Raw genomic sequence first — 21,062 nt, forward strand, 5'->3', positions numbered from 1 at the left:
ATTATACAAGATTAGAGCTAAATAGATAATTAGGTGAGTTTAGTTATAATAATAACTTTGAAAAAAATTATAGGAATTATTTAAATGAATAGTATTTTTAGAGAGTATGATATACGTGGAATTTATGAAAAAGAGTTAAATGAAAGAACAACTAAACTTATAGGGTATTTTTTAGGTTTACATATAAAAAAAATTGGTGGTGTTGTAGCTCTTGGTTATGATGCCAGAAGTCACTCTCCAATTCTTTGTGATTATCTAACTAGTGGGTTTAATAAAGCTGGTTGTGAAGTTTTAAATATGGGACTTGTAGCAACTCCAGTAAATTATTTTGCAAACTATCAAAGCTTCGATGGTATAACTCCAAATGCATCTGTGATGATAACAGGCTCGCATAATCCAAGTGAGTATAATGGTTTTAAAATCACTATTGATAAAAAGCCTTTTTTTGGTGAAGATATTTATGCTTTGGGCAGAGAAATAATGAAAAATTTTGATATGTCAATCGAAGATAATGTTACATGTAAAAAAATAGATGCAAAAAATAGATATATTGATTTTTTAGTTAAAGAGTTTGAACATTTAAAAGATTTTGATACACCTTTTGTTTATGATTGTGGCAATGGTGTAGCAGGAGTTGTAGCTCCTCAAATCTTTGAAAAACTAGGCTTTACATGTAAGGGGTTATTTGTTGAACCAGATGGAACTTTCCCAAATCATCATCCAGACCCTACGGTTGAGAAAAACTTAGTAGATATTAAAAAAGAATTATCTAGGGAGTTTGACTATGGATTTGCTTATGATGGGGATGCTGATAGAATAGCATTTTTGACAAAAGAGAATAATGTCAAAGGCGATATCATGGCGATATTTTTTTCTGAGGCTATGGAAAATCCAACAGTTGTTGGAGAAGTAAAATGCTCACAGGTTATGTATGATACGATAAACGAGTATGGAAAAGCTTACATGTATAAAACAGGACATAGTAATTTAAAAGTAAAAATCGCTGAATTGAATGCTGATTTTGCAGCAGAAGTGAGTGGACATCTGTTTTTTAATGATAGATACTTTGGTTATGATGATGCTATATATGCAACTCTTCGTATGATAGAGCTTGTTAAAAATGGTTTGAATGTAGATGAGAGAATTGCAAAGCTTCCTTTGGTTTATTCAACTGAAGAGATAAAAGTTAAAACTACTGAAGAAGAAAAATTTGGATTAATAGAGAAAGTAAAAGAGTTATTGAAAAACCCTCCAAGTGATTTTCCATATATAAAAGAGATTATTGATGTAGATGGTGTTAGAGTTATATTTGATGAGGGTTGGGGACTTGTAAGAGCATCTAATACAACACCTGTTTTAGTAACTCGTTTTGAATCAACTAGCAAGAGTAAAGTTAAAGAGTATGAAGAAAAATTAAATGCACTTCTAAAAAAGGCGAAAGAGAGTTTATAATGAAGATTTTAGTAACAGGAACAGCTGGTTTTATAGGATATCATTTGTTGAATTATCTTTTAAAACGAGGTGATGAGGTTATTGGAATTGATTGTATAAATGATTATTATGATATCAATGTAAAGTACGGAAGGTTGGATAGAAGTGGTATACAAAAAAAAGAGTTAGAGTATGGAAAACTTATTCAATCAACAATACAAAAAAATTATAAATTTATTCAACTCAATCTTGAAGACAAAGAAAATTTAGAAAAACTTTTTAAAGAAGAGAAGTTTGATAAAGTATGTAACTTAGCAGCACAAGCTGGGGTTAGATACTCTTTAACAAATCCAGATGCTTACATACAAAGTAATATTGTGGGTTTTTTAAACATTTTAGAGTGTTGTCGCCATTACAAAATAAAGCATTTGGCATACGCAAGTAGTTCTAGTGTATATGGATTAAATAAATCACAACCTTTTTCTACAAGTGATGATGTAAGTCATCCTATTAGTCTTTATGCGGCAAGTAAAAAATCAAATGAACTTATGGCTCATACATACTCTCATCTTTATGATATTCCTACTACTGGACTTAGATTTTTTACAGTGTATGGACCTTGGGGAAGACCTGATATGGCACTGTTTTTATTCACAAAAGCAATTTTAGAAGGTAAAAGTATTGATGTCTTTAATCACGGAGAGATGCAAAGAGATTTTACGTATGTAGATGATATTGTTGAAGGTGTTGTTAGAGTTATAGATAATCCTCCTAAAGGTGTTAAAGAAGAGAATATGAATCCTTCAAATTCAACAGCACCTTACAAAGTGTACAACATAGGAAACAATAATCCAGTAAAACTTATGGATTTTATAGAAGCTATTGAAAAAAAGATAGGCAAGGTTGCAAAAAAAAATATGCTTCCACTTCAAGCAGGAGATGTTCCTAGTACATATGCGGACGTAAGTGATTTAATAGAAGATTTAGATTATAAACCTGAAATTAGCATAGAAGAGGGTATAGATAAGTTTGTTGATTGGTATGTTGATTTTTTCAAGGTAAAATTATGACAAACAGACTTTTTTTTGAAGTTAAACCTGAATATAGTGCTTTTGAAGCTATCTGTAAAGAACAAAATGAAATAGGTTATTATAGTCTGCCTGAACAAGATTTAGGTTATTTAGAACAATACAAAAAAGACTTTTATGCAAAAAATAAAAATGTAAAACATTTAGTAATTATTGGTATTGGTGGAAGTTCATTGGGGCTTAAGGCAATATATAGGACACTTAAAACGACTAAAAAATTTACTAAAAAAATCCATTTTTTAGAGAGTACTGATCCCATTGCTATTAAATCAGAGTTAGAAAAAGTAGAACTTGAATCTGCTCATTTTTTTGTTATCAGTAAATCAGGTACAACGATAGAAACAACGGCTATTTATAAATATATTTTAGGGCTTTTAAGTGAACAAAAAATTGACGAAGATTATATGTTTACATATGTTACAGATAAGGGAAGTTTACTTGAGGCTCATTCCAAATCTAAAAAATCATTTTGTTTAAATATCCCAAAAAATGTAGGGGGAAGATTTTCTGTTCTCTCTGCCGTTGGATTGGCTCCACTTTCACTCATAGAGGTTGATATAAAAGAACTATTAGATGGTGCAAAACAGATAAAAAATAGTTTTTTAAAAAATGGATATTTAAAAGACATATTATTGAAAAAAGCTACATATTATGCAAAAAATTCTATGAAGTATAATATCAATACGCTCTTTGTATATAGTGAGAGTTTTAAATATTTTACAGAGTGGTATGTTCAACTATGGGGTGAGAGTCTGGGTAAAAAACAGTTAAATAGTAGTTTTAATGTGGGACTTACTCCAGTGGGAATTACTGGACCAAAAGATCAGCACTCTTTTTTACAACTTATCGTAGATGGCTTTAGAGATAAAAGTGTCACCGTTTTAAAAATAAGAAATTTTAATTATGATATAAAAATTCCAGATATAAACCTTAAAGAACTTGAAAGTTTGGATTCTATAAATAAACTCTCTTTTAACTCTCTTATAAACTTACAAGCAGATTCTGTTATAGAAGCTTTAGTTGATAAAGGTGATATTCCAGTAGATACTATAGAATTAGAATGCATAGATGAAGAGAATATTGGAAAATTTATATTTTATTATGAATTGTTAACTTCACTTGTAGCTAATTTGATAGGTGTGGAAGCATATGGGCAACCTGGAGTTGAAGAGAGTAAAATAATATTAAAAAATAAATTATCAAAAGAGAGAAGTTTATATGAAAACTATTAAAAAATGTTTATTTCCAGCAGCTGGGGTACGGAACAAAATTTTTACCAGCAACGAAATCAATGCCTAAAGAGATGTTACCAATTATGACTAAGCTACTTATTTAGTATGGTGTTGAAGATGTGACACTATGGCTATAGTAACAGGGCGTGGTAAATGTTCAATCGAAGATCATTTTGATATAAGTTATGAGTTAGAACACCAGATTAAGGATACATCAAAAGAGCATTACCTTACGGAAATAAGAGATGTAATAGAAAAATGTACGTTTACTTATACTAGACAAGTAAAGATGAAAGGTCTAGGTCATGCGATACTTACAGGCAAGTCTTTAATAGGAAATGAACCATTTGCTGTGATACTTGCTGATGATTTATGTGATAGTGGAAATTTGAGTGTACTGTCTCAAATGGTAAAAGTATATAAAAATATGGCTGTTGTGTAGTAACTATAGAAGAAGTACCTAAAGAGGATACTAGTAAATATGGTGTTATTGCAGGTAATTTGGTTGATGGACTAATGATACTTATAGAGTTGAAACAATGGTAGAAAAACCAGCTTCTCAAGATGCTCCAAGTAACTTAGCGATTATAGGAAGATATATACTTACTCCTAATATTTTTGATATTTTAGAAAAAACTAAACCAGGAAAAGGTGGAGAAATCCAGATAACAGATGCTCTTTTAGAAATGGCTAAGCAGGGTAAAGTCATAGCTTATAAATTTAAAGGTAAGAGGTTTGACTGTGGTAGTGTAGATGGTTTTGTTAAAGCTACTAATTATTTTTATAAAAAATAGTGTTCTAAAGTATTATTTAATTTTTTATTAGATAGGATTTAATATCTTAATCTAAAGGAGAATATATGAAAATTGTGTTATTAGTTTTTGTTTTTATTGGTTTTTTATTTGCGAGTGTTGATATAAACAATGCAAATCAAAAAGATTTTACTACCTTAAAAGGTGTTGGAAGTAAAAAAGCTGAGCAAATTGTAGTATTTAGAAAAACTAATGGATGTTTTAAATCTATAAATGAATTAGCAAAAGTAAAAGGAATAGGCAAAAAAACTGTTGAAAAGAACAAAGGCAATCTTACTCTTGGAAAATGTCCAAATTAATCTACATGTAAGGCTTTTAATGAAGTCTTACATTCTTTTTTGATAAAATAATATATGATTATATGTAAATACCTACTAATTCTTTTTTTACCATTTTTTTTATTTGCTCAAAAGCCTGATTTATTGCTTTTAAAAACATATAATGAAAGTCTACATGTAGATGGATGGTTTATGAGTGAAAAGCTTGATGGAGTAAGAGCGTATTGGGATGGAAAAAAGCTTATATCACGAGGTGGTAAAGTATTTAAAGCTCCAAAGTGGTTTACTAAAGACTTCCCGCTATTTGAAATAGATGGTGAACTTTGGAGTAAAAGGGACGATTTTGATAATATATCAGGAATTGTTAGAAAGCAAACTCCTCATAAAGGTTGGAAAAATCTAACTTATAATATTTTTGAAGTTCCAAATCAAAAAGGTGGATTAAAAAATAGGTTAGATGTATTAGACGATTTTTTAAAAGTTAAACCCAATAAATATATAAAAATAATAAAACAAATTACATGTAAAGATAAACAACACTTAAAATCTTTTTTAAAAAAGATAGAAGATAAAGGTGGAGAAGGAGTAGTTATAAGAAATCAAAATGCTTTATATATAAATAAAAGAACAGCAGAAGCTTTAAAAGTAAAAAGTTTTTTTGACAGTGAATGTGAAGTAATAGGATATAAAAAAGGTAGAGGAAAATATGAAAATTTACTAGGTTCTCTTATTTGTAAAATGAAAAATGGAGTAATTATTAATCTAGGAAGTGGTTTAAGTGATATATTAAGGAGAAATCCACCTAAAAAAGGTATAATAGTAACTTTTAAATATCAGGGATTAACTAAAAATGGAAAACCAAGATTTCCAGTTTTTATGAGAGTAAAAGATGAAATTAAGTAAGTCTATTTAAATATAATTTAAAATTAAAGTAAAATATCAAGTTATATTTATTTTGTAGTAGGGCATATGATATAAAAATATAGAATAATGTTAAATTATGTTAGAGATAAAAATTGGATATGTTATAGTTTAAACAAAAAATATTCTTGTTAAAAATGTATGAAAAAATGAGTAAAAATGAAGATAAGTATAATAGGAACAGGATACGTAGGATTAGTAAGTGGTACATGTTTTGCCCAGATGGGTAATAGTGTTGTATGTGTAGATATAGATGAAAAAAAAGTAAAAGATTTGGAGAGTGGGATTATTCCTATCTATGAGCCAGGGCTTGAAGAGATGGTTTTGGAAAATTTTCAAGCTGGAACTTTAAAGTTTACTACAGATACAAAAAAAGCACTTGATATTAGTGATATATGTTTTATTGCAGTTGGAACTCCTATGGGAGAAGATGGAAGTGCAGATCTTAAGTATATGTTAGCAGTTGCAAAAAGTATAGGAGAACATATAAATAAACATACTTATGTCATAGATAAATCAACAGTTCCAGTAGGTACAGCAGATAAAGTAAGAGATGAAGTTCAACAAGCACTTGATAAGAGAAATTCAAAGTTAACTTTTGATGTTATAAGTAATCCAGAGTTTTTAAAAGAAGGAGCAGCGGTAGAAGACTTTTTGAAACCTGATCGTGTGGTCATCGGAGCAGATAATGAAAAAGCTTTTGAAGTTATGAGAGAACTTTATGCGCCTTTTACAAGGAATCACGATAGATTTATAACTATGGATATAAAAAGTGCAGAAATGACAAAATATGCAGCAAATGCTATGCTTGCAACAAAAATAAGTTTTATAAATGAAATGTCAAATATATGTGAAAGAGTTGGAGCAGATATCAATAAAGTCAGAAATGGCATAGGAAGTGATTCTCGTATAGGATATAGTTTTATTTATCCAGGCTGTGGATATGGGGGAAGCTGTTTTCCTAAAAATGTTCAAGCTTTAGCAAAAACTGGAAAAGACCATGGATATACTCCAAAAATATTAGATGCAGTTGAAGATGTAAATTATGCTCAAAAAAAGGTTATTTCAGATAAAATAATCAAAAAATTTGGAAACGACTTAACAGGTATGACTTTTGCTATTTGGGGACTTAGCTTTAAACCTGAAACTGATGATATGAGAGAAGCAACAAGTATAACAGTTATAAATGAGCTTACAAGCAAAGGTGCAAAGATAAAAGCATACGATCCAAAAGCTATAAATGAAGCAAAAGAATTTTATCTAAAAGACAATTTACATGTAGAGTATATGAATAGCAAATATGACGCATTGGATAACTGTGAAGCCATGATACTTTTAACAGAATGGAAAGAGTTCAGAAGTCCAGATTTTGATGAGATAAGTAAAAGACTTAAAAATAACATTATTTTTGATGGAAGAAATCAATATGATAAAAATAGGCTAGAAACTCAAGATTTTGAGTATTTCCAAATAGGTGTAAAGTAATATGAATAAAATAGCAGTTATAGGATTAGGTTACGTAGGACTTCCATTAGCAGTAGAGTTTGCAAAAAAGTATGATGTAGTTGGATTTGATATATATCAAACACGCATAGACGAACTTAAAAATGCACACGATAGAACTTTAGAGTTAACTGGAGAACAGTTAAAAGAAGCTATATCAAATGATATGAAGTTTACATCTAAAATTGAAGATATCTCTATATGTAACATTTATATAGTTACAGTTCCAACTCCAATTGATAAAAATAAACGCCCAGACTTAACGCCACTTATAAAAGCAAGTGAGAGTATAGGTAAAATTCTTAAAAAAGATGATGTTGTTATATATGAGAGTACTGTATATCCAGGAGCTACTGAAGAAGACTGTGTTCCTGTTTTAGAAAGAGTATCTGGTTTAAAGTTCAACAAAGACTTTTTTTGTGGATATAGTCCAGAGAGAATCAATCCAGGAGACAAAAAGCACACTGTAACAAAGATACTTAAAGTGACAAGTGGAAGTACTCCAAAAATTGCAGATAAAGTAGATGATTTATATGCAAGTATTATTACAGCTGGAACTCATAAAGCACCAAGTATAAAAGTAGCAGAAGCCGCAAAAGTGATAGAAAATAGCCAAAGAGATATAAATATAGCTTTTGTAAATGAACTTGCAATGATCTTTAGTAAACTTAATATTGATACAAATTCTGTCTTAGAAGCGGCAGGAACAAAGTGGAATTTTTTACCATTTCGTCCAGGCCTTGTTGGAGGCCACTGTATAGGAGTCGATCCTTATTATCTTACTCATAAAGCTCAGGAAGTTGGTTTTAATCCAGAGATTATACTAGCAGGTCGTCGTATCAATGATAATATGGGCATATACGTAGCAAACCAAGTAATAAAACTTATGATAAAAAAAGGTCATAAGATAGAAGGTTCAAAAGTATTAGTATTGGGAATTACTTTTAAAGAAAATTGTCCAGACATAAGAAACTCAAGGGTTATAGATGTAATAAACGAACTAAAAGAATTCGGATGTGATATAAGTGTAAGTGACCCATGGGCAGATAAAGAGGAAGTTAAAAAAGAGTACGGTTTAGATTTGAAAGAAGAAGAAAACTTAAAAGAGTATGAAGCTATTGTTTTAGCTGTCTCTCATGCTGAGTTTAAATCTTTACATATAAAGAAAAATGATAAGCAAGTTATATATGATATAAAAAATATTTTGAAAAATTCTGATGGAAGGTTATAAAATGGCAAGTACGAAAAATTTTGCACTCATAGGAGCCAGTGGATATATAGCACCACGACATATGAGGGCCATAAAAGAGACTGGTAATGAACTTGTGGCTGCATTAGATCCATATGATGGTATAGGTATTATGGATAGTAATTTTCCTCAAGCCAGTTTTTTTACAGAATTTGAAAGATTTGATAGATTTGTAGATAAATGGCATAGAGATGGTAATAAAAAAATAGAATATATAGGTATAACTACTCCTAACTATCTTCATGATGCACATATAAGATTTACACTTAAGAGTGGTGCTCATGCAATATGTGAAAAACCTCTTGTTTTAAATCCGCATAATATAGACCAGTTAAAAGTTATAGAGGAAGAAACGGGCAAAAAAGTTTATAATATTTTACAATTAAGACTTCATGAATCTATCATAGCTTTAAAAGAAAAAATTTCAAAAGAGTTAGAAAAAAATCCCAATAAAATTTATGATATTGATTTAACGTATCTCACTAGTCGTGGTAAATGGTATTTTGTTTCTTGGAAAGGTAATGAAGAAAAATCAGGAGGAATTGCTTCAAATATAGGAGTTCATTTTTTTGATATGCTCTCTTGGATTTTTGGACCAATTGAAGAAAATTTTGTTCATATAAAAGACCCCGACACAAATGCTGGGTTTATGAAACTAAAAAATGCAAATGTTAGATGGTTTTTATCTGTAAATTACAATTATATACCTAAAGACATAAAAGCCACTGGTAAAACTACATATAGAAGTATCACTGTTGATGGTGAAGAGTTTGAATTTAGTGAAGGTTTTACAGACTTACACACAAGGAGCTATGAACATATTTTAAGTGGTGGGGGATTTGGATTAGAAGAAGCTCGAAAGTCTATCAACATAGTTTCAGTTATACGAAAGCTAGTACCTCTTGGATTAAATGGTGAATATCATCCTTTTTGTAAAAAGGTGATAAGTTAATGGCCTCTTATTTTACACATGAGTCTTGCTATGTAGATGATAATGTTTCTATAGGGGATAATACAAAGATTTGGCATTTTTCACATATTTTATCAGGTTCTCATATCGGAGAAAATTGCTCTTTTGGACAGAATTGTGTAGTTGGACCTAAAGTAACAATTGGGAGTGGTGTTAAAGTACAAAACAATATCTCTATTTATGAAGGTGTAGAAATTGAAAATGATGTTTTTCTTGGACCTTCTATGGTGTTTACAAATATTATAAATCCAAGAGCATTTATAGTGAGACGTAAAGAGTTTAAACAAACACTTCTTAAAAAAGGTTGTTCAATTGGTGCAAATGCTACAGTAGTTTGTGGTGTAACTATTGGAGAATACGCACTTATAGGAAGTGGAGCAGTTGTAAATAAAGATGTAAAGCCATATGCACTTGTGGTAGGAGTTCCAGCAAGACAAATTGGATGGGTAAGTAAAGCTGGAAACACCTTAAAATTTGATGAAAATAGTATTGCTATAGATGATTTTGATACTACAAAATATAAAATAGAAAATGACAATTTAACTTTAATAGAAGAGTAACAATGAAAATAAATTTTGCAAATTTACAATATCAATATAATCTTTATAAAAATGAATTACAAGTGACACTAAAAGAACAAGGTATTCCAACAGTGGTACATTATCCTATGCCATTACATTTACAAGAAAGTTTTTCATATATGGGATATAACAAAGGTGATTTTCCAATTTCAGAAATAGTACCAAAAGAGATGATGAGCTTACCTATGAATCCTTATGTTATTAATGAAGTAATCGAGTATATTGTAGAAAATTTAAAATGAAAATACTTACAATATTAGGGGCAAGACCACAATTTATAAAAGCAGGTTCTGTTAGCAGAGAAATTGCGAAACATAATGAAATAAAAGAAATTATAGTGCATACTGGACAACACTATGATACAAATATGAGTGATATTTTTTTTGAAGAGATGAAAATACCCAAACCCAATTATTTTCTTGGTATTGGTGGTAAATCACATGGTGCGATGACTGGGCAAATGATTGAAAAGATTGAAGAGGTAGCACTAAAAGAAAAACCTGATTGGATTATGGTATATGGTGATACTAATTCGACTTTGGCAGGAGCTATAGTTGCTTCTAAGTTACATATAAAATTGGCGCATATTGAAGCAGGGCTTAGAAGTTTTAATATGAATATGCCAGAAGAAATAAATAGAATTCTTACTGATAGAGTGAGCAATATACTTTTTTGTCCTACTGATGTAGCTATAAAAAATTTAAGAGATGAAGGCTTTGCTAGTTTTAAGTGCAAAATTATTAAGTCAGGTGATGTTATGCAAGATGGGGCAATGTTTTATAAAAACTTAGCAGTAAAACCTACTTGTGAAATAAAAGATGAATATATTCTTTGCACTATACATAGAGCAGAAAATACAGATAATGTAAATAGATTAAGAAGTATATTTGAAGCTTTGAATAAAATAGGAAAAGATAAACAAGTTATATTACCAGTGCATCCAAGAACAAAAAAACTCTTAGAAAATTTAAATTTAGAGATAAAAAACTTAACATTAATAGACCCTATTGGTTATCTTAAAATGGTATGGTTAATAGATAATTGTGATTTTGTAATGACAGATAGTGGAGGACTTCAAAAAGAAGCTTTCTTTTTTGAAAAACAGTGTATTACCTTAAGAGATGAAACAGAGTGGGTTGAGTTAGTAAACTGTGGTGCTAACACTCTAGTTGGAGCAAATAAAGAAAAAATATTAAATTCATATAGAAATAATTCAGACTTTAATATAGATAATTTAAAGTTAAATTTATATGGCACTGGAAAAGCTGCTGAAATTATCATAAAAAAGCTATTGGAGTATAGATGAAGTGTCACATGTGTATAGAATTTTTATTTAGAAATATATAGGTATAGAAAAAATATAGAGATGAATTTAAGCTAATTTTCGATTGAATAAGGTATCAACTTTTAATAAAGATATTAATAAATTCGTGTAAGATTTTGTGTTTTAACATGGAATAAAATGGACGTATAGTTTACATATATTTTGCTTTTGCAAAATACATATATTGAAAAAAATAAAAAGGGAAATAAAAAATGTCAAATAAATTAAATAATGCAAAAGTTTTAGTAATAGGTGCTGCTGGATTTATTGGTGGTTTTGTTGTAAGTGAATTACTTAAAGAACCTGTAAAAGAAGTAATTATTTATGACAATTTTACTCGTGGTAAAATGGAAAATCTTGAAGATAGTTTAAAAGACCCAAGATGTTCTATTTTCCCTTATGGTGGAGACGTAAGAGAATTAGATATTTTAGATAAAGCTATGGATGGTGTTGATTATGTATTTCATTTAGCCGCTATGTGGTTATTACACTGTAAAGATTTCCCTAGAACTGCATTTGATGTAAATATCGCTGGTACATTTAATGTTTTAGAAGCTTGTGTAAAACACAAAGTTAAAAAACTAATCTATAGTTCATCTGCTTCTGTTTATGGAGATGCCGTTCAAGTTCCTATGACTGAAGATCATCCTTTTAATAATAAAAATTTTTATGGTGCTACAAAAATAGCTGGTGAGGCTATGTGTACAGCTTACAATGATAGATATGGTTTAGAAATAGTAGGTCTTAGATATATGAATGTTTATGGTCCTGGACAAGATCAACATGCTGTTTATAGTGGAGTAGTACCAATAGTTTTAAATAAGATTGATAGAAATGAAGCACCAAGTGTAAATGGTGATGGTTCTCAAGCTTACGATTTTATTTATGTTGAAGATATTGCAAGGTGTAATATAGCTGCAGCTAAATCTGATATAAAACTAGGCTACTATAATGTAGGAACAGAAGTACAAACTACTATAAAACAACTTTGCAATACAATGTTGAAGCTTAAAAATTCTGATTTGGAAATAAATTATATTCCATATAGTGCCGATGATGCAAGACAACTTGTACAAAATAGGATAGGTTCAAGAGAAAAAGCAGAAAAAGAACTTGGGTTTAAATACAAATACTCTTTAGAAGATGGTTTAAGTGCTCTAATTAAGTGGAGAGCAGAAAAAGGAATTAGGGGTTAATCAAATGAAAATGAATATACCTATTACTAAAACAATTTTTGGTGATGAAGAAAAAGAAGCTATGGTAAAACCCCTTGAAACAGGTTGGGTAGTTCAAGGACCAAATGTAGCAAAGTTTCAAAAGATGTTTAGTGAGTTTACTGGTGCAAAGTTTGCTCATGCTACTACAAGCTGTACTACTGCTTTGCACCTTGGATTAGAAGCTATGGGTATTACAAGAGGGGATAAGGTAATTGTTCCATCTTTTACTTATGTAGCAAGTGCAAATGCAGTTGAATATACAGGTGCAGAAGTTGTATTTTGTGATATTGATTTAAGAACATTTAATATAGATGAAACAAAATTAGAAGATTTAATAAAAAACGATACTTCAATAAAAGCAATTATGCCAGTAAATCTTTTTGGTCTTTGTTCAAATATGCCATATATTATGAATTTAGCAAAAAAATATGATTTAAAAGTTATTGAAGATAGTGCTTGTGGATTTGATGGTTGGATAGGAGATAATCACTCTGGTACATTTGCAGATGTAGGTTGTTTTTCATTTCATCCAAGAAAATCAATATGTACTGGTGAAGGTGGTATGCTAATTACTAATGATGATAAAATTGCAAATAAAGTATCTCAACTAAAAGACCATGGTGCAAGTAAATCTGATCTTCAAAGACATAAAGAAAAGGGTGGGTCACTACTTCCAGATTTTACCATGAGAGGGTACAACTATCGAATGACAGATATGCAAGGTGCTCTTGGTGTTTGTCAAATGGATAAAAAAGAATATATTATGAATGGTAGAAGAGAAGTTGCTGTAAAGTATGATGAAGCACTAAAAGATATATCACAATTAGTAACTCCGTATATCCCTGAGAACTATAAACATGGATATCAATCGTATGTTTGTATATTTACAGATGGGGAAGATATATCAAATCTAACAAAAGAACAAATAGATAGACTTAATATCAAAAGAAATATTTTTATGGAAAAACTAGAGGAAATGACAATAGCTACAAGGCAAGGTACTCATGCAGTTCATACTCTAGGGTATTATAAAAATAAAAATAATTTTAAAGATGAAGATTTCCTTATGAGTTATGCAGCAGATAGACTTTCTATTGCATTGCCTCTTTATGCTGGTATGAGTGATGAAGAGTTTGATTATGTTATCACAAATATAAAAGAGGCTTTAAAATAATATGTGCGGAATAGTAGGAGCTTTATCACTTAATAAACCATCTATAAATGTTGATTATGCTAAACCTATGGCAGATAAGATAGCTCATAGAGGTCCAGATGATGCAGGATATTTATGTTTTCATACGGGCTCTCGTCATAATATAAGAGTTTCTTTTTATCAAAATTTAACAGATGAAAAATTTAAAAATATAGATGATATGCTTCCTGCTATAGAATCATACTCAGCACAAAGAGAGTTACATTCACATGATTATGACCTTTATATGGGCCATAGAAGATTATCAATTCTTGATGTTAGTTATGCTGGACATCAACCGATGTCAGACTTATCTAAAAATATTTGGATAGCTTACAATGGTGAGATATATAACTTTAAAGAGTTAAGAGTAGAACTAGAAAAACTAGGGCATAGATTTAAAAGTCATACAGATACAGAAGTAATCATATATGCTTATATTGAGTGGGGAATAGAGTGTATCAAAAGATTTAATGGTATGTTTGCATTTTCTTTATATGATAACTTTCAAAAGAAGTTTTATCTTTGTCGTGATAGATATGGTATAAAGCCAGTTTATTATCATATTACACAAGATAAAACTTTTATATATGCAAGTGAGATAAAGTCTATTTTGGAATATAAAGATTATAAAAGTGAAGTAGATAAAGAAGCACTTTTGGAATACTTTACATTTCAAAATATATTTACAAATAAAACACTTCATAAAGATATACAAATACTTGAAGCTGGACATTACTTTGAAATTGATTTATTGTCTAAAAAAATAGAAAAAAAACAATATTGGGATTTTGATTTTAGTGAGCCAGAAACTATAAAAGATGAAAGAGAATATATAGAAGAACTAGATAGACTTTTTACTCAAGCAGTTGAGCGACAACTTGTAGCAGATGTTCAAGTAGGAAGCTACTTAAGTGGTGGTATGGATAGTGGTAGCATATCTGCAATTGCATCAAATCATTTTCAAAAGTCAAACGACTTTTTGAAAACTTTTACTGTAGGATTTGATTTATCAAGTGCAAGTGGGATGGAACTAAGCTTTGATGAGAGAGCAAAATCAGAATGTATATCTTATAAGTTTAAAACAGAACATTATGAGATGGTTTTAAAATCAGGTGATATGGAAAGATGCATGAATAAGTTTTCTTATCATCTTGAAGAACCAAGAGTAGGACAAAGTTATCCAAACTATTATGCGGCAAAACTTGCTAGTAAATTTGTAAAAGTAGTGCTTAGTGGTGCTGGTGGAGATGAACTTTTTGCTGGGTATCCTTGGCGATATTATAAAGCAGTAAACAATGATAGTTTTGATGACTATATAAATAAGTATTATAGCTTTTGGAAAAGACTTATACCAAATAAAAAGATACAAAATGTATTTTCTCCAATTATGGAAGAAGCAAAAAATGTATGGACAAGAGATATATTTGCAAATGTATTTAAAACTCCTATAAAAAATCAAACAGCAGAAGAGTATATAAACCATTCGCTATATTTTGAAGCAAAGACATTTTTACATGGGCTTCTAGTAGTAGATGATAAACTTTCTATGGCGCATAGTCTTGAGACAAGAGTTCCTTTTCTTGACAATGATTTAGTAGATTTCGCACAAAAAATACCTGCAAAATATAAACTAGGTGATTTGCATAAAGTTATGAAGATGAATGAAAATGAAATAGGAAAAATGCAAAAGACCAATGACGGAAAAGTAATCTTGCGAAAAGCTATGAGTAAATATATACCAGAAGATATTCATAAAGCTGTAAAACAAGGTTTTAGTTCTCCTGATCAAAGCTGGTTTAAGGGAGAAAGTATAGAGTTTGTAAAAGCAAAACTTTTAAATAACGATGCAAACATATATAAATATATGGATAAAGATGCCGTTCAAAAACTTGTAAATGAACACTTAACAGGAAAAGAAAATAGAAGATTGTTTATTTGGAGTTTATTGAATTTTGAAGAATGGAGTAATATTTATGGATAAATTATCTTTTGCCTTTTTTGGTGCTACTAATTATAGTAAAGAATTATTACTTTTTTTAATAGAAAAAAGTTTTTTTCCTAAAGTAGTATTTTCTATACCTCAAGAGTTTAATATTTCATATAGTGATAAAAAAGTGAAAAATACTAACTATAGTAATTTAAAAGAAATAGCTGATATATATAATATTCCTTACTATGAAATAGATTCAATAAATGGGAAAAAAACAAAAGATTATGAACCAATTATTAAAGAATTAAATCTTGATTTAATATTAGTACTTGGTTGGTATTATATGTTACCTAAATCAACTAGAAAACTTAGTAAATATGGAGCATGGGGTATTCATGCTTCCTTATTGCCAAAATATGCAGGCGGAGCACCACTTAATTGGGCTATTATAAATGGTGAAAAAGAAACAGGAGTTACACTTTTTCATATGGAAGATGGTGTAGATGATGGGGATATTATTGCCCAAAAATCTTTTACTATAGAGCATGAAGATACTATAAAAGAAGTGTATGACAAAGCAACTATAGCTTCAAAAGAAATTTTATTAGAAGTGCTATTTGAAGATATTAAAAATATAAAATTTATTCCACAAGATAAAAGTAAAATTGAAATTTTCCCTCAAAGAAAACCAGAAGATGGAAAAATTGATTTGAGTAAATCTTCTATTGAATTATATGATTTTATTAGAGCTCAATCTGATCCATATCCTGGAGCTTTTATAGAAACAAGAGATGGTAAAAAATTAATTATAGAAAAGGCAAGACTAGGATGAATTATTATATGGAAGATTTTACAGAATCTAATTATAAAAAAATATTAGAAAAAAATATTAATACTACTATTTTTTATAATGAAATTCATTATAATGAAATATTTATCTTATGGAGACATGATATTGATTACTCAATTCATAGAGCATATACATTAGCATTAATTGAAAAGAAGTATTCTATAAAAGCTACTTATTTTCTACAATTAAGCTCTTTTTTTTATAATATCTTTGAAGAAGAAATAAAAGAATTAATTATAAGAATATTATCTTTAGGTCATCAAATAGGATTGCATTTTGATCCAACACAGTACAATATTCAATCGAAAGAAGATTTAGAAAAATATCTAAATTTTGAAAAAAAAATTTTAGAAAATCTATTTCAAGTAGAAATAAAAGTTTTTTCTTTTCATAATCCAACTAAAGAAATATTAAAATATGATGATTTTAAATATTCAAGTATGATAAATACTTATGCTAAATATTTCAAAGAAAATGTAGAATATTGTAGTGATAGTAATGGATACTGGCGATATAAAAGGTTAGAAGATTTTTTAAATGAAAAACACACAAAAATTCAAGTCTTAACTCATCCTTCATGGTGGCAAAAAGAAATTATGAGCCCAAGGGATAGAATACAAAGATGTATAGATGGAAGGTCAAGAAATACAGCCAAAAAATATGATGTATTATTAAATAAGTATGGGAGAGAAAATGTCAAGTAAGAATTTAGAAAATGAAAAAATATATTTATCTTCTATAGAAAATGAAAATGATATATCAAAAATGTATTATTGGATAAATAATAAAGAACTGGTGAATTTTAATTCATCTTTTTTCCCTGTTCATCTTAAAAATCATATTGAATGGTTTGAAAATATTAGAAAAGATAAATCAACTGTAATATTTGGAATTAGAAAAAAGGAAGATAATGAGTTAATTGGAACTTGTCAATTACATTCAATAAATCCTATTCATAAAAAGGCAGAACTGCAAATACGATTACAACTTGAAAGTTCTTCAAAAGGCTATGGAAAAGAAGCTTTGAAAATATTAATAGATTATGGTTTTAATGATTTGAATCTTAACAAAATTTATTTGAATGTCTTTGAAACTAATTCTAGAGCAATTTCTTTATATGAAAAAATGGGTTTTCAAAAAGAAGGAATTTTGAGAAGAGACATTTTTTTAAATGGAAAATATATAAATGTTTATGTAATGAGTATATTAACTGAGGAATGGAATATAAGATAATGATTTGTGCAATACACCAACCCAATTTTTTTCCATGGTTAGGATATTTTGATAAGATAAAAAGATCCGATAAGTTTGTCGTGCTAGATGATGTTCAGTACCAAAAAAAGGGAGGAACATGGTCAAATAGAGTAGCCATTAGTATTCAAGGCAAAAGCCAATATATAACAGCTCCTATAAATCGTCCTAGTGGTTTGTGGAATATCAATGAAACCACATTTCAAAATATAAACTGGAGAGATAAAATAATTAAAACACTTCAAGCAAACTATTCTAAAGCTTCATATTTTAAAGAAAATAGAGATTTTATATTCGAATTAATTAACTATAATGAAAACAATGTTAGTAAATATAATCTGAATGCTATAGTGGAAATTTGTAAGTATTTAAATATTGAAATTGAAAAAAAACTAGTAATATCTTCTGATTATAATTTTTTATCTTCTTCCAATGAGTTACTTATAGATTTAACAAAAGCTACTGGATGTGACACATATATGGCAGGTGGTGGTGCTAGTGATTATCAAGATATATCATTGTTTGAAAAAGAAGGATTGAATTTTATCTATCAAGACTTTGAACATCCTTTGTATGAACAATCTAATACAAAAGAATTTATAAAAGGGTTGAGTATTATAGACTATATATTTAATACAAATGAAAGCTTTTAATGATTAAAAATCATCTTAATAGATTATTAAAAGGTTCATTTGTATATGGGATAGGTGGTATTTTACAAAAGTTTATAGGATTATTTTTACTTCCTTTTTTTACTTCAGTTTTGACACCTGAAGAATATGGTGTTGTTGCATTGATAGGATTGCTCAGCGTTGGTTTGGTTAGTTTTTTTAATCTTGGAACAGGAAGTTCTATGGGAATTTTGTATTTTCAAGAAAAAGATGAAATTAAAAGAATTAGTGTAATATGGTCAAATTTTCTACTTTTATCTTCTAATACAACAGTAATGTGTTCAATATTTATCTTTTTTTCTCAAGAAATTAGTACTTTAATATTTCAAACACACATTTATAGTGAGTATATTAATTTGTCAATTATATCTTTAGGTATGACTGTAATATACAATCCTTTTTTAGATTATTTACGTATGGAGGGGATGGCTAAGAAATATGTAATTATTACATTGATAAATACTTTAATTGCAATTGTTTTTAGTGTAGTTTTTGTACTTATTTGGAAGTGGGGTCTATTTGGATTTTTTTTGGCCTCTCTATGTAGCTCATTTGTAATGTTTTTATTTATATATATATTTATTATGAAAAAATTAAATTTTTATTTTAATTTAGAATTTATTAAGCCTTTAGTTAAGATAGGGTTTCCATCTATTTGGGGATTATTTGCTTTTTTAATTATTGATTATGCAGATAGACAAATGATAGAGAGATTTTTAGGATTAGTAGATTTGGGTATTTACTCCGTAGGATACTCTTTTGGTATGATGATGTTAATATTAGTAGGCGCTTTTGGAAGTGCATGGCCACCTTTTTTTATGTCTTTTATCAATAAAAAAGAAGAAGCAAAAGAAGTTTTTGGATATGTGCTGAATTATTATTTAATGTTTTTTGGTTTTATCGTTATTCTATTTTTTGTGGTTGCAAAACCTATTGTGGTTTTGATGACAGATAGTAAGTTTTATGATGCTTATACTATTGTTGGTCTTGTTGCATTAGCTTATATGTTAAAAGGGGTATATTTAATTTTATTGCCTGGGCTATATTTTGAAAAAAAATTAAAATATCAGTCTATGATTGAATGGGTAGCAGCAATATCTAATATAGGATTTAATTTATGGATGATTCCTTTATATGGAATGATTGGTGCTGCTTATGCAACGCTTATTAGTTATTTTATATTGGTGTTATTGTCTTGGTATATAGGGCAAAAGTATTTAGATGTAAATTATAATTGGAAAAAGATATATATTTTAATATTGTTTTTTTCTATAAGTATATATTTAGCTTATGTGATAAGTATGTTGGATAATTTAGTTGTTGAAGTTTTTTTCTCTGCGCTTTTAATCTGCTTTTGTTTATTTGTCTTATATTTCTTCCTTGATACAGAAGAAAAGAATTTTTTAAAAATTAAATTAAGGAGAAGAAATTATTGAATAAGTCTATTTTATTTGTTATACCTGATTATCATTGTAGTTTTTTTTATAGAGATGCTTTAAGAAAAAGAGGTTGGAAAGCTGACATTTATTTACCAAATAATTATCCTAAAAAATTATTATATACTGATAATGTTATAATAATTAAGAATGTAGTTAAAATCTTTAAACCTTTTTATCATTTTTTTGTATTTTGTATTTGGTTATTTAAATATAAATATTTTTTTATATATGGAGGACATAGGTTATTACCATTGTTGCCAGTTTTTGTTGAAAATTTATTTGGAAAAAATTTTTATTTAGATTTATTTTTATTAAAATTTTTAAATAAAAAACTTATTTATTTACCTAGTGGATGTATAGATATAGATTTAAAAAAAGAAATTTCAAAAATTGACGATGGAAATATATGTAATAATTGTGGGTGGGATGATAGTGTTTGTAAAGACGAAAGTAATATTAAAAAATTTAATATACTAAATAAATATTTTGATTTATTTTTGGGCTTCCCCGATATGGAATCAACACAGTATAAACAAATCACATATAAATATAAATCAATTGATTTATATTTATGGAAACCGGATATAAGAATTCCAGATAAATTTAAATTACCCAAAACAAAAAATCTAAGAATCCTACATAGTTTTTTCAAAGAAAATAGAGAAAATAATGGGAAAAATATAAAGGGATCCCCTTTTATAGTTGATGCGATAGATATATTAAAAGAAGAAGGCTTTGAAGTGGAGTATTTTTATGTAATTGATGTAGAGTCTAAAAATATGAGATATTATCAAGCTCAAGCAGATATCGTAGTTGAACAGTTAATATATGGTTGGTGGGGCTCAACTGGTGTGGAAACTATGGCTTTAGGAAAACCTGTGATATGTTATCTTCGAGAGGATGCAAAAGATAATTTTTATAAAAATTTTCCAGAATATAATAGTTTACCAATTATTGAAGCAAATGTATTAAATATATATGAAGTACTTAAAAAAACGGTTATGGATAACGAGTTTAGAGAAAAAAAAGCAAAAGAGTCAAGACTATTTGCGGAGAGTTTTTTTGATATAGAAAAAAATGTAATTGAATTTGAAAAAATATTATTGGAGTTATAAGTAAA

Annotated in this window: 20 protein-coding genes and 1 pseudogene; all 21 read left to right on the forward strand. The window is 28.6% G+C overall.

The window, feature by feature from the left end:
• The first annotated feature begins 84 nt into the window (after window positions 1-84).
• The 21 genes and pseudogenes from K354_RS0104390 (at window position 85) to K354_RS0104490 (ending at window position 21,057) form a co-directional block, all read left to right on the forward strand.
• Window positions 85-1,452 carry a phosphomannomutase/phosphoglucomutase gene (locus K354_RS0104390; protein ID WP_024954294.1) on the forward strand — a complete coding sequence of 456 codons (1,368 nt, stop codon included), beginning with the start codon at window positions 85-87 and terminating at the stop codon, window positions 1,450-1,452.
• Entirely contained in the window at window positions 1,452-2,501 is a 1,050-nt protein-coding gene (locus K354_RS0104395; protein ID WP_024954295.1) for an NAD-dependent epimerase, read from the forward strand. Before K354_RS0104390 ends, K354_RS0104395 begins: the two co-directional genes overlap by 1 nt.
• Window positions 2,498-3,751 (forward strand): glucose-6-phosphate isomerase, encoded by a 1,254-nt coding sequence (locus K354_RS0104400; protein WP_024954296.1) that lies wholly within the window; start codon window positions 2,498-2,500, stop codon window positions 3,749-3,751. Before K354_RS0104395 ends, K354_RS0104400 begins: the two co-directional genes overlap by 4 nt.
• Window positions 3,738-4,545, forward strand: a pseudogene (galU, locus tag K354_RS13950) (UTP--glucose-1-phosphate uridylyltransferase GalU). Before K354_RS0104400 ends, galU begins: the two are co-directional and overlap by 14 nt.
• A 65-nt stretch (window positions 4,546-4,610) precedes the next feature.
• Complete coding sequence (locus K354_RS0104410) at window positions 4,611-4,862, forward strand: ComEA family DNA-binding protein (protein WP_024954297.1); 252 nt, start codon at window positions 4,611-4,613, stop codon at window positions 4,860-4,862.
• A gap of 54 nt (window positions 4,863-4,916) precedes the next feature.
• Entirely contained in the window at window positions 4,917-5,744 is an 828-nt protein-coding gene (locus K354_RS0104415) for a DNA ligase (RefSeq protein WP_024954298.1), read from the forward strand.
• 177 nt (window positions 5,745-5,921) lie between these two features.
• A complete protein-coding gene (locus K354_RS0104420) occupies window positions 5,922-7,247 on the forward strand; it encodes a UDP-glucose dehydrogenase family protein (protein ID WP_024954299.1) in 1,326 nt (441 codons plus the stop codon).
• Window position 7,248: 1 nt separating this feature from the next.
• Window positions 7,249-8,496 carry a Vi polysaccharide biosynthesis UDP-N-acetylglucosamine C-6 dehydrogenase TviB gene (tviB, locus tag K354_RS0104425; RefSeq protein WP_024954300.1) on the forward strand — a complete coding sequence of 416 codons (1,248 nt, stop codon included), beginning with the start codon at window positions 7,249-7,251 and terminating at the stop codon, window positions 8,494-8,496.
• A gap of 1 nt (window position 8,497) precedes the next feature.
• Window positions 8,498-9,466: a Gfo/Idh/MocA family protein gene (locus tag K354_RS0104430; protein ID WP_024954301.1), complete on the forward strand. Its 969-nt coding sequence runs from the start codon at window positions 8,498-8,500 to the stop codon at window positions 9,464-9,466.
• Window positions 9,466-10,044 (forward strand): acyltransferase, encoded by a 579-nt coding sequence (locus tag K354_RS0104435; protein ID WP_024954302.1) that lies wholly within the window; start codon window positions 9,466-9,468, stop codon window positions 10,042-10,044. Before K354_RS0104430 ends, K354_RS0104435 begins: the two co-directional genes overlap by 1 nt.
• A 2-nt stretch (window positions 10,045-10,046) precedes the next feature.
• On the forward strand, window positions 10,047-10,307 hold the full coding sequence (locus K354_RS0104440) for a DegT/DnrJ/EryC1/StrS family aminotransferase (RefSeq protein ID WP_024954303.1): 261 nt from the start codon (window positions 10,047-10,049) through the stop codon (window positions 10,305-10,307).
• Window positions 10,304-11,371 carry a non-hydrolyzing UDP-N-acetylglucosamine 2-epimerase gene (wecB, locus tag K354_RS0104445; protein ID WP_024954304.1) on the forward strand — a complete coding sequence of 356 codons (1,068 nt, stop codon included), beginning with the start codon at window positions 10,304-10,306 and terminating at the stop codon, window positions 11,369-11,371. Before K354_RS0104440 ends, wecB begins: the two co-directional genes overlap by 4 nt.
• Before the next feature lie 230 nt (window positions 11,372-11,601).
• Window positions 11,602-12,585 (forward strand): NAD-dependent epimerase/dehydratase family protein, encoded by a 984-nt coding sequence (locus K354_RS0104450; RefSeq protein WP_024954305.1) that lies wholly within the window; start codon window positions 11,602-11,604, stop codon window positions 12,583-12,585.
• Window positions 12,586-12,589: 4 nt separating this feature from the next.
• Window positions 12,590-13,780, forward strand: a complete 1,191-nt coding sequence (locus K354_RS0104455) for a DegT/DnrJ/EryC1/StrS family aminotransferase (protein WP_024954306.1) — start codon at window positions 12,590-12,592, stop codon at window positions 13,778-13,780.
• Between the two features lies 1 nt (window position 13,781).
• On the forward strand, window positions 13,782-15,782 hold the full coding sequence (gene asnB, locus K354_RS0104460) for an asparagine synthase (glutamine-hydrolyzing) (protein WP_024954307.1): 2,001 nt from the start codon (window positions 13,782-13,784) through the stop codon (window positions 15,780-15,782).
• The gene (locus tag K354_RS0104465; RefSeq protein ID WP_024954308.1) at window positions 15,775-16,563 is read left to right on the forward strand and encodes a methionyl-tRNA formyltransferase; all 789 of its coding nucleotides are present in this window, start codon (window positions 15,775-15,777) and stop codon (window positions 16,561-16,563) included. The genes asnB and K354_RS0104465 overlap by 8 nt, the downstream gene beginning before the upstream one ends.
• Entirely contained in the window at window positions 16,560-17,285 is a 726-nt protein-coding gene (locus K354_RS0104470) for a polysaccharide deacetylase family protein (protein ID WP_024954309.1), read from the forward strand. The genes K354_RS0104465 and K354_RS0104470 overlap by 4 nt, the downstream gene beginning before the upstream one ends.
• The gene (locus K354_RS0104475; protein WP_024954310.1) at window positions 17,275-17,814 is read left to right on the forward strand and encodes a GNAT family N-acetyltransferase; all 540 of its coding nucleotides are present in this window, start codon (window positions 17,275-17,277) and stop codon (window positions 17,812-17,814) included. The genes K354_RS0104470 and K354_RS0104475 overlap by 11 nt, the downstream gene beginning before the upstream one ends.
• Entirely contained in the window at window positions 17,799-18,485 is a 687-nt protein-coding gene (locus tag K354_RS0104480) for a WbqC family protein (protein WP_037940257.1), read from the forward strand. Before K354_RS0104475 ends, K354_RS0104480 begins: the two co-directional genes overlap by 16 nt.
• On the forward strand, window positions 18,485-19,939 hold the full coding sequence (locus tag K354_RS0104485) for a lipopolysaccharide biosynthesis protein (protein WP_024954312.1): 1,455 nt from the start codon (window positions 18,485-18,487) through the stop codon (window positions 19,937-19,939). Before K354_RS0104480 ends, K354_RS0104485 begins: the two co-directional genes overlap by 1 nt.
• A complete protein-coding gene (locus K354_RS0104490; protein WP_024954313.1) occupies window positions 19,936-21,057 on the forward strand; it encodes a glycosyltransferase in 1,122 nt (373 codons plus the stop codon). Before K354_RS0104485 ends, K354_RS0104490 begins: the two co-directional genes overlap by 4 nt.
• The last annotated feature ends 5 nt before the right edge of the window (window positions 21,058-21,062 follow it).

Origin of the sequence: Sulfurospirillum arcachonense DSM 9755 (genome assembly GCF_000597725.1) — a bacterium.
Classification (GTDB): Bacteria; Campylobacterota; Campylobacteria; order Campylobacterales; family Sulfurospirillaceae; genus Sulfurospirillum_A; species Sulfurospirillum_A arcachonense.